This window comes from Anaerotruncus sp. 1XD42-93, from assembly GCF_009917605.1.
Classification (GTDB): domain Bacteria; phylum Bacillota; class Clostridia; order Oscillospirales; family Ruminococcaceae; genus Anaerotruncus.
Window position 1 is genome coordinate 1 of sequence record NZ_QZEG01000053.1, and the last position, 17,968, is coordinate 17,968.

Genomic DNA, 17,968 nt, shown 5'->3' on the forward strand with positions numbered 1-17,968 from the left:
TCCGGTTCTGGGAGGGGTCTGGGCAAACCTGCCGCAGTAATGCGGTAAGGCGGCTCTTTCCTACTCTACGATATTCTTCCCCCCGACCTTATCACCTTTTCCAAGGACGCGGCGGAGCTTTTGGGGGATTTGCAGTCCCGGAATGAGCGGATGTTCCTCTTGACGTTCACCGTCATCAACCTCGCCCCCACCCGCCAGCGGCTGGAAAATGACGTGTTCACCGTCTCCGGCATCGCGCAGAAATACAACTGCGCCTTAAAGCGGCTGGACTGGCAGCAGGAGCAGGGCTTTATGTCCTCGCTGGCCCTCGGATTTAACGAGGTGCAGATACAGCGGGGCATGACCACCAGCTCCACCGCGATTTTCATTCCCTTTATGACGAGGGAGCTCCGCATGGGCGGGCAGGCCCTCTACTACGGCATGAACGCGCTTTCCCACAATGTCATCATGGCTGACCGGAAAAAGCTGAAATCCGCCAATGGGATGTATCTTGGCTCCACGGGCTCCGGCAAGAGCTTTGCCGCCAAACGGGAATTGATAAACGTCTTTCTTGCCACAAGTGACCGCATCGTTATCGTTGACCCGATGGGGGAATATTCCCCGCTGGTACGGCGGCTGGGCGGGCAGGTCATTGAGATTGCCCCGGACAGCCCCCACCACATCAACCCGATGGATATTGAAATCGGTTTGAATGACGAGGACAGCCCCCTTTCCATGAAAGCGGATTTTCTGCTTTCCCTCTGTGAGCTGGTGGTAGGCGGCAAGGACGGCCTGCAACCTATTGAAAAGACCGTGATTGACCGCTGTGTGCGGCTGGTGTACCGGGAGCTTGCGCTGGGGCTGGAGGGCGCAAAGATGCCTTTGCTCCAGAGCTTGTACGAGGAATTACTCAAACAGCCGGAGCCGGAGGCGAAACGTGTGGCGACTGCGCTGGAGCTCTACTGTACGGGCTCCCTTAATCTTTTCAACCACCCGACCAACGTGGACTTGAGCTCCCGGGTGGTGTGCATCGTGCTGAAAGGGCTGGGGGAGAACCTCCGCAAGATTGCGATGCACGTCACCAACGAGTTTGTCACCTCGGCGGTGAATACCAACTATCAAAACGGCGCGGCGACGTGGTGCTACTTTGACGAGTTCCACATCCTCCTGCGCGACCCGCTGACCGCCAGCTACTTTGTGGCGGTGTGGAAGATGCTCCGCAAAAAGGGCTGTGTGCCCTCGGCCCTCACGCAGAACGTGAAAGACCTTTTGGCCAGCCGGGAGATTGAGAACATACTGGATAACACCGATTTTCTTGTTCTGCTCTCCCAGGCCCAGAGCGACCGGGCGATTATCGCAAAACAGCTCGGCATTTCCGAGCACCAGCTTTCCTATATCACCCACAGCAATTCCGGCGAGGGCCTGCTGTTCTATGGGAATGTGACCATCCCCTTTGTTGACCGTTTCCCCAAGGGTGAGATTTACAACCTGCTCACCACCCGCCCGGAGGACATAGCCAATGACCAGAGGAACGAATAACGCCGGGCCCGCCGGGGACAAAGGCACTTCGGGACAAAATGTCCCAAAGTCCCCGAAGGGGCCCAAAACCAAAAAATCGAAATTCCGCATGGAAAGCGAACAAGAGAAAATCAGCAAGTCCAAGCTCCGCATGGAGACGCGGGAGGACAAGTTGAACCGGGCCCGGAAAAAGCTGGAGGGCAAAAAGCCGCCGAAGCCCAGGGGCCCGGTGCGCCGGGCTTTTGGGGCCGCCGGGTGGAGCGCCCACGGCTTTGTGCATGGCAAAATCTACGAGGTGGAGCATGAAAACGTGGGAACCGAGGGGACCCACCGCTCCGAGCTTTTGGGCGAGGCCGTTCTCCGGCAGGGGACGCGGTATGCGAAAAAACGCATCCGGGAGCACCCGGCCCGGGCCGTCCATAAGGCCGAGGCGCAGTACATCAAGGCCCGGGCGGACTACCAGTTCCGCATGGCCGCCCAGGAGAACCCGGAGCTTGCCAAAAATGCAGTTGCCCGCTACTGGCACAAGCAGAAATTAAAAAAACAATACGCCAAACAAGCGCGGCAGGCGGCGAAACAGACCGCGAAACAAGGGGCCAAGGCCGCCGGGAAAACCGCCGCCGCCACGGAAAAGCTGGCGGAGCGGGCTGTGGCTTTCGTGAAACGGCATCCCGTGGGGGCGCTTATCGCGCTGGCCTGCGTGGTGCTCGTTTTATCCCTCCAGTCCTGCGCGTCCTCCCTCGTCTCTTTGGGGAACGCCGCCGCAGGCGCTGTGGGGGCCACCACCTACCCCGCCGAGGACGGGGATATGCTGGGGGCCGAGGCCGCCTACTGTTCGCTGGAGGCGGAGCTCCAGCATTATCTCGATACCTACGAAAGCACACACGACTATGACGAGTACCATTTTGATTTGGACGCTATTGAGCACGACCCCTATGTGCTGATTTCCTTATTGAGCGCATGGCATGAGGGCGAGTGGACGCTGGCGGATGTCCAGCCTACGTTGCGGATGCTCTTTGACCGCCAGTACACGCTGACAGAGAACGTGGTAAAGGAGCGGCGGTACTACATCGAAACGGATACATGGACGGACGAGGACGGCAATACCCACACTGACAGCTACCGGGTGTATTACGATTACTACATCTGCACTGTGACGCTGGATAACTTCAACCTTTCCCATCTCCCTATCTACATCATGGGGGAGGACAAGGTTTCCCGGTATTCCCTCTACATGGCTACGCTGGGGAACCGCCCCGACCTCTTTCCCGGCTCGTCCTATGTGGGGAAATACACCAGCCCGCCGGAGGGCTACGAAGTGCCGGGGGAATATCTGGACGATGAAACATTCGCGGCGATGCTCTCCGAGGCCGAGAAATTTTTGGGCTATCCCTATGTATGGGGCGGGAGCTCCCCGGCCACGTCCTTTGACTGCTCCGGCTTTGTTTCGTGGGTAGTCAATCATTCCGGCTGGAACGTGGGGCGGCTGGGGGCCCAGGGGCTCTACAACATCTGCACCCGCACCAGCTCCCCCCGCCCCGGCGATTTGGTATTTTTCAAGGGAACCTATGACACCCCGGGAGTCTCCCACTGTGGCATCTATGTGGGGGACGGGATGATGATACACTGTGGCGACCCTATCAGCTACGCCAACTTAAACAGCAGCTACTGGCAGGCCCACTTCTACGCCTACGGGCGTTTACCATGAAAAGGAGGTTTTCAATGGCGATTAGCAAGAGCGCAAAAATCATGGCCGAGATAGAAAAGGTCAAGGCCAAAATCAGCGACCAGCAGGCCCGGCTGAAAGAGCTGGAACAGAAACACAAGGAGGCCGAGAACGAGGAAATCGTGGACATCGTGCGGGGCATGAGCATTTCCCTTGAGGAGCTCCCGCTGGTGCTCCAGCGCATCAAGGCCGGGGACGCTTTGGGACAAAATGTCCCGAAGTCCCATAAGGGGGCCCCCGCAAAGTCGGATGACTTTGTGGGGAGAGGAGGAGCAAGGGAGCGGGCGGAGTTTTCGCCGCAGGCGGAAACGGAGTTGAGCGGACTTTGCGACGACGAGGAAAAGGAGGACGCGGAATGAAACTGAAAAAATATCGTGTAGTGGCGGCGGCTCTGTGCGCCGCTTTTTTGCTGTGCGGCATCACCACCACGGCCTACGCCGGGGGCGGCGAGGAATGGGAGGACGGTACGGGCGGCCCGGAGTGGGAGGGGCTTGACCCCGTGGAGCCCACGCCTGCGCCGGAGCCGGAACCCGAGCCCAACCCCTTTACCCCGGACGGGCAGGGGACGATGGTGGATAACGCCACCGACCAGGACGGCAAGGAATTTTTCACTATCATGGCGGCGGACGAGTCCGTGTTCTATCTGGTGATTGACCGCCAGAGGGAGACGGAAAATGTGTACTTCTTGAACGCCGTCACCGTGGCCGATTTGATGGCCCTTGCGGAGCCCTCCCCGGAGCCCGTCCCCGAACCGCTCCCGGAGCCGGAACCCGAACCTGCTACCGAGCCGAAGCCCGAGCCCGAGCCGGAAAAATCCGGCGGGGCGGGGACGCTCCTGCTGGTGCTGGCGGTGCTGGCCCTCGGCGGTGGGGCCGGGTGGTACTTCAAGATTTACCGCCCCAAACAGCAGGCCGCCGCGCCCGGCGAGGATTTTGAAGAGGCCGTGGAATACGGCGAGGACTATGGCGGCGGTGAGTATGACGACCTCCCCCCGTGGGATGAGGAAGAAGAAAAGGAGGACGGAGAATGAATTTCACATCGAACCCTTTGGAACGGGAAATGAAACGCCGCCCACGGCCCCGGGCTCCCCGCCCGGAACAGCCCCGGGAGGGCTCCCGGTGCTGTGGCTGTCCCTACTGGCGCGGCATCCCCTGCGGCTCCTGCTTTCAGAGCCTTTTGAAAAAGCCGGGCGGGAGGTGATATTTTGCGCGAGCTGACCCGTGAGGAAAAGGCGGCCATCCGCTCCCTTGTAGTGAAATGGTGCGCCAACTATGACCGGGAAATGGGATGCTTGCCTTTGGACTGTGAGTGCTATATGCTGGGGAAGTGCTGGACGGGGGCTTACTGCCGCTACTTCCGGGAGGCGGTGCTCCCCTTAAATCCCGCATTGGAGGCCGCGCTGACTGACGGCCCGGCCCCCGGTCTGCGGCCCTGCGCCGTCTGCGGGCGGCTCTTTGCGCTGGAGGGGAAAAGGGCGTTCTGTTCGGCGGCCTGCGCCGAAAATGCGCGGCGGAAACGCCAGCGCGACTATATGCGGAAAAGGCGGCTGGACTGTTAGCTTTTGCCGCTTGAAAACCCGCTTGTATCAAGGCTTTCCGGGCGCGGTTCATGGGGGCCCGGTATGTTTCTATGTCCGGCCCCCGTTTCCCGGCCCAAAAGCTAACATCTGAGAGGAGGTAACTTTGGAAAAAGCGCAGGAATACAAGTATTATTCTACCCAGCGGCCCGTTGACATCGGCACGTTCCCCAATGGCAAGGAAAACCCGCCCATCCGGATTGAAAACTACGAGGGCCGGATTTGGGTGGAGCATGATACCCGGCTTGCATGGGGCGAGCTGGCCTATGCCCAGCCGCTCACGGAAAAGGAGCTCTATAATTACGAACTCAAGCCATCCCGTGATAACCCGGATATGCGGCGGCTGATGGATGCCCAGGCCCAGGTGGTGGGGAAATGGGAGGACGAGGGCCGCGTCCCTGATGGAAAGCGGCTGACATGGTTTTACCCGGATTTTGGGTGCTATGTAGTGAAAGAATTTGTTTCCCCGGAGCGGCTGGCCGAGTGTGCCCGTGGGGTGGAGCTCCAGCAGGAGGCCGCTGGCCGTAAACGGGCCCGGCAGGAAAACCCCCGATTGCCGCACAACTGCGGGAGGCTGGGAAACTGGCCGGGGAACGGCAGGCCCCCTCTGCGCCTAAACGGAACGCGCCCGACCGGGGCGATAGGTAGGCATGGCCGGAAAAAAGCGCCGCCGCCCCGTCCATCTTCATGTGATGGTATCCGAGGAAGAGCAGGCGCTTATCCGGGAACGCATGGCCCAGGCGGGCATCCGCAACATGGGGGCCTATGTGCGCCGGATGGCCCTCTGCGGCTATGTGCTCCAGATTGACCTTGCCCCCGTCCGAGAGCTGGTGTCCCTCCAGCGGCGGTGCTCAAACAATCTCAATCAAGTGGCCATCCATGCCAACACCTACGGGGGCATCTATCCCGAGGAAATATCGGCCCTCCAGCGGGACTACTCCGCTTTGTGGGGCCCTCTGTCTGATTTGCTGAAACAGCTTTCCGCGCTGGTGGAGCTGTGACCTGCTGGGGAGCGGTGCTGTGCCGCTCCCCGGCTTTTCGTACTTCGGGACATTTTGTCCCAAAGCGAAAGTGGACTATTAAAAACAACTGTGATATACTTGAACATAATTCTGAATAATAAGTGATGTCTCAATACACTACAGAAAGAGGTATAAATGTTATGGATATAGATATATTTCGAAAACAATATGAGTTAGCTGACAATGCTCCACCTCCAGTCGATATGGATGAATATTTTAGAGCTGAAAAAAGCAAGTATTTATCTTTATTGGATAGTGGATTGATTGAAAAAGAGTATCAAAAATTCTTCGAGCTAAATCCAGCATTTATGCCAGGAGCATACGAACTCATAGGGGGAACAACCAGCCATATTCCAGTTATGAACGCCCTAATTAGCCAGCCAACGTTGGGGGAAGAAAAAATACGGAAACCTGATTTCATGTGGCTGGCGAAAGATAGTATTTGTTTTTGCCCTGTCTTTATCGAAATAGAAAGGCCATCAAAACAAGAGTTTCGACAGGACGAAGCAGCACGCGCTGTCTTTACACAAGCAGCCGGTCAGATAAAGCAGTGGAAAGCAATATTAAACAGCATAGACGGCAGAAAAAGTTTCTATGATAGATATTCAATCCCTCAAGAACTTAGAGATTTGAAATTCACGCCACAATATCTCCTTGTCTTTGGGCGCAGAGCAGAATATGAGGGAAACACATGGCTGACTAGTTTGCGTGCAGAAGAACAGTCAGATGATTTTAGGGTTATGTCATTTGATCGCCTTGCTAATCCCGACAGAAATGTGTATGATATGGTTACTTGCAAAGTAGTTAATGGAAACTATGAAGTTATTTGTATTCCGCCAACGTATGTATATCGGCCCTGTATAGCATCACTGCTCAAAAAGTATTCTGGTTTTTACGAAGCTATTGATCGAATGAGATATGTATCAAGCGAGAGAAAAACTTTCTTAAAGATGCGTTATCAATATTGGGAAACATATGGTTCAAAAAATAATATCGGCCTATCTAACAGTAGCGATAAAGAATAGCTCAAACCTTTCTAAACGAGAAGTTATTTTGCAAAGAGGACAGCGACAGACTGACAGTCCCTAAATGCTGGGGACTTGTTTCCTCACTTGTGTAACTTGACCTAGACACCGCCCAATCTGCTGAAATAGGATGGAGTTGTAATGTGTTAGGGAGCGGTTCTGTGCCTCTCCCCGCTTTTTATACTTTGGGACATTATGTCCCAAAGAGGGGTGGTTCATTGGGAGAAAATGTGATACACTCATTGAATAAACAGATGATCGACTACATCATTTGTTTGTGAAAAACGATAGATTGGAGAATAACAATGGTTGATGATTACTTAAGGACATTTGAAGGAATGTTTTTCAATGCCGAAAAATGTGAGCCAGTAAAACTTGCTATTGATCAGGTTGGTGCTGTTTTATCATCTATAATAACCAGGTATGGAGAAATTGAAAATGAGATTTCTTATGGGACTTCCCGACAAGATAATTTTATTGATACAGTTATATGCTTGTTTGTTAGAAAAATAATGGAACAGTTAGATGCAATCAACATACTTTATTCAGTCTGTTCATTTACTCAAGCGCAAGTTATATTGAGATCACTGATTGAAAACATTATAAGCATGGAGTTTATATTAAAAGAAGATACCAAAAAACGGGCTGCAGCGTATTCGTTGGAACACCATTATCAGGAGATAGAAATAGGAGACGAGTGTTTTTCAGAAAATTCAAAATACTGGAAACTACTACTTGCAAACGGACGAGAAAAACAGCTCAACGATGGTTACGAAGGGTATAAAAAGAAGAAAGCTGCCTTTGAAAGAATAATTAAGTCACAAGAGATATTTCAACAAGTAGATAAGGATAGAAAAGAAAAACTAAATCAAAAGAAACAGAATAAGGGAAAGCGAAAAATTTATATCCAGTGGTATGAGGTTTGTAGCAACATATCAAGTTTTTATGGGTTAATGAAAGAGACTGGATATGAACAATATTACCAGAACATATATGGAGGACTTTCATTTGAAACACACGCATTAAATTCAACAATGGACTTGAGTGTTGACGAAAGTGGACTTAGCTTGAAGTATATAAGAAATCCTGTGGGGGGCGGCTCTACTTTTGCACTGGCCTGCACTTTTTCTATGGGGGCATTAAAGGCGTTGTACGAATATCTTAATGATGGGGAAGAAGAAAAGCGAGAGTTTAGGGCGTTCTTTCTTGATTTTCAGAAAAAACGAGATATTGCAACTCATAATTTGGATATGATAAGGGACACGCAGAGTAGCAAGGGAGGTTAGGCAAAACGGAGGATTATAGAAATTCTCTGGAGCATGAATTAAACAGTATATTAACGGCGGGTAGTTGCCCGCCGTTATTTTTTAGAAACGGAGGTGCTACCACGGCCACGACCTACATCCGGCCCTACAAGCAGGCGGTGGGACTGAGCGCCGTCCAAACGATGGAGGAGCGGTTTGCCTACGGGCTCAACCCCCAAAAGCTGGGGGCCGTGTCCTCCCACCTTTGCGACCCGGCCACAGCCGCCGCCGAGTTCCTGCTGGTGAAAAGCGAATACCAGGCGGCCACCGCCCGGCCCGTGGAGCGCGGGGCTCTGTTCTTCCAGATACGGCAGGCGTTCCCGCCCGGTGAGGTGACGGCGGAGGAGGCAAACAAGCTGGGCTTTGAAACGGCGATGCGCTGGACGAAAGGCAAGTACCAGTTTTTCGTCTGCACCCATACCGACAAGGGCCATCTGCACAACCACATCTATTTCAACTCCACGGCCTTTGACTGCTCCCGGAAATTCCATAATTTCCTCGGCTCCAGCTTTGCCCTCCGGCGGCTGTCCGACCGGGTATGTCTGGAGCATGATTTGTCCGTGATACAAAATCCCAAACAGCACAGCAAGGGCCGCTTTCTCCACTATGGCCAGTGGATAGGGGAAAAGCCGCCCTCCGCGCAGCAGCGGGTGCGGCTGGCAATCATCGCGGCCCTTGAGAAAAAGCCCGCCGACTTTGCCGCGTTCCTGCGGCTGATGGAGGAGTCTGGCTTTGCTGTCAAGCGCGGGCGGGGCGGCGTGGTGTCGTTCCTCGCGCCGGGGCAGGACAAGTACACCCGGCTCCGGGCATCCACCCTCGGCGCGGGCTTTGACCCCGAGGACATCCGGGCAGTGATCGCCGGGGAGCGGCCCCTCCCGGAGCTCCCAAAGGACGCGCCGCCCCCGATCCGGCAGGTGGGGCTTATCATTGACATTCAAAAGCGCATGGCCGAGGGCAAGGGCCCGGCTTATGAACGGTGGGCGAATGCCCATGTGAATTAAACAAACACCTTCGGTCAGTAGGACGTTGCTTCACCGCCCTGTTGACCTCAGATGGGATTTGTGGTAAGATGAGGACGGTTAGGGCTCGGCTGTTGCATCAGCCTTGCCAGTCCGTCTTTACTTTGCTTGCCGCTGCTCTGTGGCCTGGGTGAAGTCAAACGCACCGATGAAGTTATACACGATTTGGATTTCCTGGGTCTTGGTCTGCTTGTCCTTCTCGTGGATATAGATGCGTTCGATAAACTCCCGCAACACAGTGGCATCCAGTTCCTGCAAGTCGGTGTACCTCTTCGTCATAGCAACAAAGTTCCTCGCATCGGTTTTCTTTTGTTCCCGCTTGGTGATCTCCTTATGTAGCGTGTCAATAAGGCCCTTCAATTCCTCTTGTTCACGCTCATAATCCTCAGAGAGCTTGATAAACCGTGCGTCCGTCAGCTTGCCGGATAGGGTGTCCTCGTACAGATGCTTGATGATCTCGTCGAGTTCCACTATACGGCGTTCGGTCTTCGCCAGTTCTGCCCTGCTTTTGGACAATTCTCGGTCACGCTCGGCAGCACTGGCGTTGGCCAGCTCTCGGATAAAATCATCCTCGTATTTTGACACATAGGAAATTGCTTCCCGTAGGTTACGGAGCACTACCTCTTCCAGTGCTAGATTGTCGATGTAGTGGGTGGTACACTGACGCTCTACGCTGTCGAGATGGTACGTTGCGCAGGTGTAGAAATGGGTTCCCCGGCCTTTGTATTTCCGGGTACGGTACATCCGGTTTTGGCAATCGGGACAAAACAGCAGCCCGGAAAACATATCCGTTTCGCCAGTTTTGGTTACTCTACGCCGTCCCTGCCGGATGTTCTGCACAGCCCAAAATACGCTCGCCTCAATGATCGGCTCCTGGGTGTTCTCAATGATAACCCAGTCCTCGGGGCTGTTGTGTAGAAGTCTGCTGCTCTTGTAGCTCTCCGTGGTGGTGCGGAAGTTCACCGTATGGCCCAGGTATTCCAGTTTGCGGAGTATGCTGGAAATAGTCTGCGCCGACCACTTATAGGGGTTCTTGGGAAACTCGTGGCACGTTTTCCGGCCATGATCCAGGTGGTAAGCTGTAGGACTAAATATCTTCTGCTCCCGTAGCCAGTTGGCTATCTGAGTAGTACCCATACCGCTCATGCAGAGATAAAAAATCTTTTGTACGACTGCTGCCGCTTCTTCGTCCACAATCCAGTGGCGGGGATTCTCCGGGTCTTTCATGTAGCCATACGGAGGGGAACCGCTCAAGTGTTCGGTCTGGCCTTTGCTCTGCCACGTTGCCCGAATCTTTTTGCTGGTATCCCGGGCGTACATTTCATTGAAAATGTTCCTAATCGCGGTAAATTCGCTGTCTCCACGCTTGCTGTCCACGCCATCGTTCACGGCGATGAAGTGGACACCGAAGCTCGGGAACAGAACGTCTGTGAACATCCCCACTTCCAGATAGTTACGCCCCAAACGGCTCATGTCCTTAACTATGACCCGGGCGACCCTCCCGGCCTTGATGTCGGCCAGCATCCGCTGAAAGCCAGGGCGGTTGAAGTTCGTCCCGCTGTAGCCGTCATCCTCGTCGTAGTACCGCACGTTAGTATAGCCCCGCTCCTTGCAGTACCCTTGTAAAATTTTCTTCTGGTTTGAGATGGAATTGCTCTCCCCGTCCAGTTTATCATCGTTCGAGAGCCGGACGTACAAGGCCGTGATACCCTCGGGTTCGGACTGTTCGGACTTCCGGGTACGGCTGGCAACCAGATCCTCATTGTCACGGAGAATAGAGAGAAAATCGCCTGTGAGTGGTGCAGTGTTCTGGACTTTTGTAAATTCCGCTACGGTTTGCGGGGTTCTGTGCTGGCCTGTGGTTCTCATAACTGCGCCCCCCTTCCACAAAGGGCGCAGCCGTGAGTTCCACAAGGCCGCTTATGTTTGGCGAAACTTGGTGTTGCCGCTATACTATATAGGGCGGCGTTGTCTGGCCTAAACATGGCATTCTCCTTTCTGGCAGCCAGACAACCGAATAGCGTATCCATTATAACACACTATCCCCGCCCTGTCTGCCTCTATCTGTTATTTTCTGCTGTCCGGCTAATCTCATTTCGTATCAACCGTCGTACCTTGGCCCTTGCATCCTCTCTGGCCCCATCCTTGACAGTGGCCCGGACGATGTACTTAGTCCCACCTATCTCATACTCCCGCACGATGACGGGCGGTGAGTTAGTCGGCCTCGTGTTCATGGTGTTACCCCCTTTCCTCAGATATTTGCGCATCCCATTTATGCTATTTGCACGTTGCCTATGCAAATATAAACCCCTGTGCTGCAACGGTTACGGCCTTATTTACATACTTGCAGATGATTTAAGGTCATACAACACTTGCTGACAGATGGACTTCTCAGAGCAGTACGGAGGCCGGATTTCTGGAGGACATTCGAGGCAGTTTACCATGTCGTTCCAGAAGCGTATTGCTACAGGGTGCCCTTGTTGGATGGGGTATTCCAGAAGCCGCATAGCTTTCAGGGGCAGTTCGATAATTGGTGCATCGGGATTGCGTTGTTGCTGTTCTTCCAAAAAACTATAAAAACAAATTTTAGCCAAGACGATCATCGAAAATAAATCACGTTGCTTGCTTGCGCATTTTCGCAGTTCTTCTAGGCAGCAAATGTTATGATAGTCTTTCGCAGGTTCGGTGCTCTCTAGCAATTCTATGTATGCCAGTCGCGCCTCAGCCTGTGGTACAGAAGGCTTAATTTTCTCGAAGCACACTCGGGCGGCTTTTAAATCCTTAAAAATAAGCGGTGACAGTTCACCAAGGCAAACCATACCCCAATGGTAAAGAAATTCCATACCATAGATGCCTCTGGTATCGCCCAGAATTTCAGCCGTGGTTAAATGTCTTTGGAGTTCGTCAATGGTTTTAATCAAAGCCGGATGCTCACGCCAAGCAGTGCCGTAGAGAAACTTGACGGCACTCACATTTCCGCTCAAGATCAGGTATCCTATAAAGCTACACATCATACTAATTTTGCTAATATCATTCATTTTCCTGCACTCCTAAATCATTTAAGATACGATCAAAGTTCTTCTCTGCTTCCTCTAGGCTAGAGGGTTTCGGATGCTTACGTTTCCATTTCAGTTTCCTCTTCCGTTCTTTTTTTTCTTGCTTTTCGATGTCTGCCCAGAACATTCGGCTGCGCTCCTGCTCTTCAAATGACAAGGGCAATACTGGAGATAGTGCGGGAGCGGATAGCGGATTGAGAAGTGCTCTAAACACTTCGTCCATGGGGATACCCGTAAGCGCACGACCATCAATACATGCAACTGAAAAATCCTGGGAGAAGTTAATATCAAACGGTACTCCATCCCACAGTTTAGTTTCCTGGTCCCAGGAGATTATCTGCGTTGTAGCACAAAGCCCGATCACTTGGAATTTCCTCATCAAAGTCTGATCCATTTTCATTTCCCCCGTGCAATAATTTGTTGAATTTTGCTTGCTCGAATTTCATACACTGGTAAGACTCATGATTAACTGACAGCCGGTGAATATACGACTTTTCGCTTTTGGGAACGATAAAGCCTCCATCAGAAAGGGCTTTTCGCAAAGCTGTATCGCTAACCATAAACTCTACCCCGTGTCGGCGATAGTAGGTGACTACGGATTGAAGTGCCGTACCATTCTTCAGGTAGACGTAGCCTTTCTTGGCGAAACCGATTGCCTCCTTGCTGTCAATCGTAGCGTACCCACTGTTCCTAGCCTGTAACTTACCGATTGTGACCTCTTTCGTCTCGATCAGCACTTGCAGTCCCTTGAAAAACTGCTTCACAGGATTCAACTCAGCGACACGCTCCGCTTGCTGCTCCATAATAGACAGGAACGCTGCGTGTGCTTCCTCTGCATAAGCGGCGGCACTTTCTTGGCTAATAGATTCAACCTGTATAGCGTAGTTTAAAAACTCGCGGAAGGAAATCCACAACCATGTGCAGACATCACTGGTTCGATTATCAACCGGCACAGACGCAGCAACTTCCTTGCGTAGAGAATGTCTCTCTTGCTGAAATTGTTGCGCAAGGCGTTCACAAAATTTGGACACTCCCACTGACGCAATATACCTCACAAAATTCTGGATGAACTCACGGTACTGCTGATGATGTTCTTGGAAATAGGAGATTTTGTCAATATCTACGCCTTTCCGGTTCATGTCCAAGATCAACAAGCGGGCAACTGTCGATTGAACTTGAAGTTGAATTTGCTCTGCCGTCACCACCACCAGTCCGTGTGACACATTGGAAAATGTTGTATTTTGCACTCCGGCCTTTTGGATGCCGCCGGAATCGTCTGCGCACATCCGAATGATCGTGCTGAGCTTTTGAATCTGGCTGTTATTCTCCGTCTTGGTTGCTCCGGGCTTGAAATCATCTATAATAGCAGTAGCGTCCCGGGTATTTCCTACTGTCCTTACGATAGCCGCCATAGTCGCTTCAAAGTTGCTGTCAGCCTCGCGCCCGTTTTCAAAGTCAAAAAACAGGCTGGCCAGTGTAGTCTTGAAGGACTGCGTGGGGGCTACAAGGCAGATAACGCCTTTGAAAAAAGTTCCAATGCCAATCATTCGGCTGTGGACAAGTGACAGGAGTGCGATGGATAGTAGTGGAATTGTTAAAGTATGTGGTGCGACGTCCAGCAGACTCAATGCGTGGGTACAAGAGACGTTAGCTCTCTCTGTGCCCCAATCACGCCCTCGAAGCTTTTGTCCAGCCCAAACATAAACATCCTCGCGATCCAACACCCATCCTGAGTACCCGTAGTCATCCCTGCTAGGAGCATATAGAGACATTGTCTTGATAAGATATTTGAGACTTGCAACCCCCTCACAGATGTATTGAGGTCCCAAGTCATCAAGCCATCGACTTGATCTCAACTCTCTGGCATCCACACGGATGATTTTGGGTGGTAAATGCTTCCCCCATATAAGCAGTTCCAAAAAATGCTCCACTCGGTCAAGAAAATGAATCTTAATCACCAGCAGGAGAAGGACTCCGAAATTCGTGAACGGCCTTCCCTGAAACTCAAAGCAGGGGTTGTTATTGGACAAGACTAATTCACCCCAATCTTCTGTGCACGGCTCTAAAATCTTACCAATAAAACTCATATGTTTATTGATAGAATTGGGGTTACTCCGTGCATTTTCGACCATCTCCTCGTACTCTTGCAGAGACAAATCATGTTCTGATACCTCTTTATTTTCTCTGCGAATCACGGAGAGCACACCGGGTTTCTCACTCATAACAATACCTCCTAAGAATTTTTATCAAAAAACCGAGTTGCTGGTAGCTTCCCAGCAAAATAGTCATGCTACACGTCCTGGCTCGCGGGTTGCTGAACCCACTCCCCGGCGTCGGTGTTGGTCGCTCAATTTTCCGAAAGACAGAAAAATGTCATGGCGCACCAGCCGTTCAGCTCGGCGTAACAAAGACCTCCGGTCTTGCCTATACTACCCATTGGAGAAACGGGCTTTCTTTTTCAAGGTGCAGTAGGGGCCTGTGTCTGTTGATAAAATACGCCACTGAAAAGAGAAAGTACAGGATTTGAGACAAAGTGAACAAATTTGCAACAACATGCAACAAATTCGATTGATTCTACTATCAAAGGTGAAAGTATGGAATTTACTTGGGGACACGTTTTCCTTTTAGCCGAAAAAATGTTTCGACTAACGGATAGTGCGTTGGCTAGCAAACTGAAAACAAGCCGTTCTACCGTTTACAGGCATAAAAACGGAGATACTTGCCGTTTTGAGCCGCAAGTTGACATATACAAGAAAATATTTGCTCCCCCTGATAAGACCCCCGAGACATTAAAGGAGTATTTTCATAAACTATGTGTTTCACTTAATAGCAGTGCATTCCCTACTGATTTTCAAAAGCCAAAATACAAAGCCTATAAAGACAGCATAGACTACTTAATAGCAATGGCTGACGAAAACGGAAGAGGAAGAAAGTCAAAAAAAGAGCCGCCACTGCAAGTGAAGAATAGTAATGTCGAAAAAAACAATGCTTTGCTTCAAGCACAGGCACAGTTGATAAGGTCACCTAAAAAGCTGGACATGCCAGATACCGATGTGCTCCCTTTGAGTGCAGATATTTTCTCTACAGATTCGGACATTAGCGCAAAAGGCAATCAGTCGGTGCAAACATCAAAGCCAAAATATATACGCGATTATCTGAAGAATGGATTTGAGGATTATATAGCAACGTTTGACGAATTGAATCCTCACCTATTACAGCAGTGGAGTTCGGTGCGTATAGCTGATGAATTTTTTTACTGTTTTGAACTATTCAAAATAGCGGATTTTGTTGCGGCTGATCCGCTCAATTTTGGCCTCGTGATTGGGGAGGTGGAACATGGAATAGGTGATGGTTTAGAACATATATTGAGAACTCTGAAATTCGTGGGTCATATGGAAACGGCTATAGAATATGTGGCAATTTACGATGAAACCGAGGAAATCCATGCTGTAATTTCGACGTATGTAACGACTTTACACAAATATATTGATTTTTTGCGAGAGCACTCTACCAATTCAAATCTTTTAGGAAATACATTTATACTGGTTCCTAATGAGTATGATGATAAAGACGAGTTGGAACGGAAATCAAAGAAATATCGGAATAATCTGCAATCTCAATATGAAGAAGTCAAAAGGTTGACAACTACAAACGAGGCTATGTAATAACCGATGGTTTTGCAAAAAAAGACACCGCCCCCCCAGCAGGGGACAGTGTATTTCTCTTTAGGCGATATGAAGAAGGTGGGGTGCATCACCGCACCTCCACCTTCTTTGTTGTTGGTTAGATTTCCTTGCACAAATTCTCTACTTCTGCTTGGGTAAGGCCCGTAAGTCTGACTATATCAGCTACGGTCATTTTCATTTGCAAAGCATTACGAGCAATCTCAATTTTTTCTTCAGCCCTGCCAATTTGTTTGCCGTTATCCTCGGCGGTAGCCAAGTCCGACTGCCTATCCGTCTGGAACTTCCTGCGGCTACGGTAGATGGCCCGCTCTCGCTCGTTCTTGCTGATACTCATTAAAAGGTTCCCGGCCACTTGAAGCACCTCCTCCGATTCAATGACCTTGTTCACGATCTCCCTGTGCTCCAGATCAGGAGCGTACTGGAAAAACACCGACCACTTATCCAGGGCTGTCATGTCACTGACAGGCTTCTTCACCACTTCGCCCAGCTTGGACAACTCAACAAATGTTACGCTGATGGCATCCGACAGCAGCTCTCCCGTCACGTTATGCCGCATGGAGAAAGAATTTACATAATCCTGTGTATTGGGAAAGATCGTATAAGAACAGAATGTGATCTGGTATGACCGGGCCAGCCTGTCATATCGCCGCAGTCCTTTTGCCGGCTGGGAGGAATGTAGGTCTGTGAGATAGTATACACTTTTGCCCTTCAGATTCCTGTGTTGGCCATCCAGGTCCTCGACCATATAGCTGGCTTGCATTTCCAGGTTGACCTGGGAACCATCGTCTATCTTGCAGTTGACATCAAACCGTTCCGCCTTTTCCTCCGTGTCTCCCGGCGCTAACTCGTTGGGCAGAAGAACTACATCAACCACAGTACGGCCAATCACACATGAAATCAGATTCATCAACGCTTGCTTGGCCTCCGGCGATGTCAGGATCAGCTTAAATACCCGGTCATCGGACGGCGGTAGTATATCTGCTTCCATTGGTAGCAGTCCCATCAAGCAACACCCCCAACAAGTTTATTCCCACTATCAGTATACCACAGTCCAGCTAACATTTCCACTACAATTTCCGATAGCGTCCTCTCTTTGCCTCATAGTGTGTCGTATGAGCCATATCCGCAACGATATATTATCCTCATGATACCCAGGAACCGCTCTGTGCCTTAAATGGCACGGGGCGGTTTACTTTATCACGAAAAGAGGTGAAATCCCAGGGGTGATATAAAATGACGCAAATTATCAACAGGAAGGGAGGACAGAACACCCAGAACTCTATTCATCTGGAACACCCAAGGGCAAAACACCAAGCTGATCCAACAGGTCGTTTGCTTCATCAATAGACTTCCTATGCTGGATTGCAAACAAGATTGCTGCATCACGTTTATCACGCACATATAGTTCCAAATTGCCAGACAGCTTTAGCATTTTCTGTGTCTCCTCGTCAGAAAGTTGCAAACCAAAAGCAATCGCCAACAGCTTATCGCGGGACGGAGCTTTCTTCCCGGAAAATATCTGATAGACATAGGTACGGTCGAGGTGCGACCCCCGAACCACATCCGCCCGTTTAAGATGCTTCTGCTTCAGTTGGAGTGCCAGATATTCCGGGAGTGTTTGAGCAAGCATATTCTGTTCGTTTCTCAACAGAAAATCCTTGAAATTTGCCGCATTGAAAAGGCTTTCCTGCACATCAGCTGTTGTTACCTTAGTTGCTGTGGTTGCCTTACTTGTTTCAGTTTTCATACTGCGCCCTCCGCTGGAGATATGTCTACATTATATCAGACCGTGGCGCATATGAAAAGTCCCGTAAAAAATTTGTATTTGTATGCTGGCAGCACACCTTTGGAAACAAAGACTCCTTTATACTGGGTATCAGGAAATTTACAGGTAGTACGGAAAGGAGGATGCGAAATGGTCTATGCCGTGTCGGATATTCACGGCTGCTATGACAAGTACATTGATCTACTAAACGAAATCAACTTTAGGGCTTGTTTGAAAAATAAATATTGCACAAACCAAATAAAAGTGCGAAAATAGAGCCATGAAGCGATAT

At 50.9% G+C, this 17,968-nt stretch carries 14 protein-coding genes and 3 pseudogenes; 11 read left to right on the forward strand and 6 right to left on the reverse strand.

Annotated elements, in window-relative coordinates; all coding sequences use genetic code 11:
• Positions 1-69: 69 nt before the first annotated feature.
• The 10 genes and pseudogenes from D5269_RS14245 to D5269_RS14290 all read left to right on the forward strand — a co-directional run.
• Positions 70-1,518 (forward strand): annotated as a pseudogene (locus D5269_RS14245) (VirB4-like conjugal transfer ATPase, CD1110 family); the annotation flags it as partial.
• Positions 1,499-3,205, forward strand: a complete 1,707-nt coding sequence (locus D5269_RS14250) for a C40 family peptidase (RefSeq protein ID WP_120486424.1) — start codon at positions 1,499-1,501, stop codon at positions 3,203-3,205. The pseudogene D5269_RS14245 and the gene D5269_RS14250, both read left to right, overlap by 20 nt.
• A 14-nt stretch (positions 3,206-3,219) precedes the next feature.
• Positions 3,220-3,447 (forward strand): annotated as a pseudogene (locus tag D5269_RS18625) (DUF4315 family protein); the annotation flags it as partial.
• 131 nt (positions 3,448-3,578) lie between these two features.
• Complete coding sequence (locus tag D5269_RS14260; protein ID WP_120486426.1) at positions 3,579-4,253, forward strand: CD1107 family mobile element protein; 675 nt, start codon at positions 3,579-3,581, stop codon at positions 4,251-4,253.
• 171 nt (positions 4,254-4,424) lie between these two features.
• On the forward strand, positions 4,425-4,781 hold the full coding sequence (locus tag D5269_RS14265; RefSeq protein WP_199735752.1) for a cysteine-rich VLP protein: 357 nt from the start codon (positions 4,425-4,427) through the stop codon (positions 4,779-4,781).
• 124 nt (positions 4,782-4,905) lie between these two features.
• Positions 4,906-5,607 (forward strand): hypothetical protein, encoded by a 702-nt coding sequence (locus D5269_RS14270; RefSeq protein ID WP_243126892.1) that lies wholly within the window; start codon positions 4,906-4,908, stop codon positions 5,605-5,607.
• Positions 5,492-5,800 (forward strand): plasmid mobilization relaxosome protein MobC, encoded by a 309-nt coding sequence (locus D5269_RS14275; protein WP_243126893.1) that lies wholly within the window; start codon positions 5,492-5,494, stop codon positions 5,798-5,800. The genes D5269_RS14270 and D5269_RS14275 overlap by 116 nt, the downstream gene beginning before the upstream one ends.
• A gap of 161 nt (positions 5,801-5,961) precedes the next feature.
• A complete protein-coding gene (locus tag D5269_RS14280) occupies positions 5,962-6,846 on the forward strand; it encodes a Shedu anti-phage system protein SduA domain-containing protein (RefSeq protein ID WP_158605010.1) in 885 nt (294 codons plus the stop codon).
• Positions 6,847-7,151: 305 nt separating this feature from the next.
• Complete coding sequence (locus tag D5269_RS14285) at positions 7,152-8,132, forward strand: DUF5677 domain-containing protein (protein WP_120486430.1); 981 nt, start codon at positions 7,152-7,154, stop codon at positions 8,130-8,132.
• A gap of 161 nt (positions 8,133-8,293) precedes the next feature.
• Positions 8,294-9,133, forward strand: a pseudogene (locus D5269_RS14290) (relaxase/mobilization nuclease domain-containing protein); the annotation flags it as partial.
• Between the two features lie 135 nt (positions 9,134-9,268).
• Here the strand turns inward: D5269_RS14290 and D5269_RS14295 are convergent.
• From D5269_RS14295 to D5269_RS14315, 4 genes are all read right to left on the reverse strand, one after another.
• The gene (locus tag D5269_RS14295) at positions 9,269-11,038 is read right to left on the reverse strand and encodes a recombinase family protein (protein ID WP_120486431.1); all 1,770 of its coding nucleotides are present in this window, start codon (positions 11,036-11,038) and stop codon (positions 9,269-9,271) included.
• Positions 11,039-11,505: 467 nt separating this feature from the next.
• The gene (locus D5269_RS14305; protein ID WP_120486432.1) at positions 11,506-12,207 is read right to left on the reverse strand and encodes a hypothetical protein; all 702 of its coding nucleotides are present in this window, start codon (positions 12,205-12,207) and stop codon (positions 11,506-11,508) included.
• The gene (locus D5269_RS14310) at positions 12,200-12,619 is read right to left on the reverse strand and encodes a hypothetical protein (RefSeq protein WP_147408006.1); all 420 of its coding nucleotides are present in this window, start codon (positions 12,617-12,619) and stop codon (positions 12,200-12,202) included. The genes D5269_RS14305 and D5269_RS14310 overlap by 8 nt, the downstream gene beginning before the upstream one ends.
• On the reverse strand, positions 12,537-14,447 hold the full coding sequence (locus tag D5269_RS14315) for a hypothetical protein (protein ID WP_120486433.1): 1,911 nt from the start codon (positions 14,445-14,447) through the stop codon (positions 12,537-12,539). Before D5269_RS14315 ends, D5269_RS14310 begins: the two co-directional genes overlap by 83 nt.
• A gap of 372 nt (positions 14,448-14,819) precedes the next feature.
• On the opposite strand from D5269_RS14315, the gene D5269_RS14320 reads away from it, so the two are divergent.
• Positions 14,820-15,890, forward strand: coding sequence for a hypothetical protein (locus D5269_RS14320; protein WP_120486434.1), 1,071 nt, complete (start codon positions 14,820-14,822; stop codon positions 15,888-15,890).
• Between the two features lie 118 nt (positions 15,891-16,008).
• Here D5269_RS14320 and D5269_RS14325 read toward each other — a convergent pair whose 3' ends face one another.
• Both D5269_RS14325 and D5269_RS14330 read right to left on the reverse strand, forming a co-directional pair.
• Entirely contained in the window at positions 16,009-16,914 is a 906-nt protein-coding gene (locus D5269_RS14325) for an Rpn family recombination-promoting nuclease/putative transposase (RefSeq protein WP_120486435.1), read from the reverse strand.
• Positions 16,915-17,190: 276 nt separating this feature from the next.
• Complete coding sequence (locus D5269_RS14330; RefSeq protein ID WP_120486436.1) at positions 17,191-17,658, reverse strand: helix-turn-helix transcriptional regulator; 468 nt, start codon at positions 17,656-17,658, stop codon at positions 17,191-17,193.
• Positions 17,659-17,968: the final 310 nt, after the last annotated feature.

Excerpts from the sequence above, each read along its gene's own strand:
- D5269_RS14250 (WP_120486424.1), top strand. The coding sequence starts at position 1,499 with ATGACCAGAGGAACGAATAACGCCGGGCCCGCCGGGGACAAAGGCACT.
- D5269_RS14260 (WP_120486426.1), top strand. The coding sequence starts at position 3,579 with ATGAAACTGAAAAAATATCGTGTAGTGGCGGCGGCTCTGTGCGCCGCT.
- D5269_RS14275 (WP_243126893.1), top strand. The coding sequence starts at position 5,492 with ATGGTATCCGAGGAAGAGCAGGCGCTTATCCGGGAACGCATGGCCCAG.
- D5269_RS14280 (WP_158605010.1), top strand. The coding sequence starts at position 5,962 with ATGGATATAGATATATTTCGAAAACAATATGAGTTAGCTGACAATGCT.
- D5269_RS14285 (WP_120486430.1), top strand. The coding sequence starts at position 7,152 with ATGGTTGATGATTACTTAAGGACATTTGAAGGAATGTTTTTCAATGCC.
- D5269_RS14295 (WP_120486431.1), bottom strand. The coding sequence starts at position 11,038 with ATGAGAACCACAGGCCAGCACAGAACCCCGCAAACCGTAGCGGAATTT.
- D5269_RS14305 (WP_120486432.1), bottom strand. The coding sequence starts at position 12,207 with ATGAATGATATTAGCAAAATTAGTATGATGTGTAGCTTTATAGGATAC.
- D5269_RS14310 (WP_147408006.1), bottom strand. The coding sequence starts at position 12,619 with ATGGATCAGACTTTGATGAGGAAATTCCAAGTGATCGGGCTTTGTGCT.
- D5269_RS14315 (WP_120486433.1), bottom strand. The coding sequence starts at position 14,447 with ATGAGTGAGAAACCCGGTGTGCTCTCCGTGATTCGCAGAGAAAATAAA.
- D5269_RS14320 (WP_120486434.1), top strand. The coding sequence starts at position 14,820 with ATGGAATTTACTTGGGGACACGTTTTCCTTTTAGCCGAAAAAATGTTT.
- D5269_RS14325 (WP_120486435.1), bottom strand. The coding sequence starts at position 16,914 with ATGGGACTGCTACCAATGGAAGCAGATATACTACCGCCGTCCGATGAC.
- D5269_RS14330 (WP_120486436.1), bottom strand. The coding sequence starts at position 17,658 with ATGAAAACTGAAACAAGTAAGGCAACCACAGCAACTAAGGTAACAACA.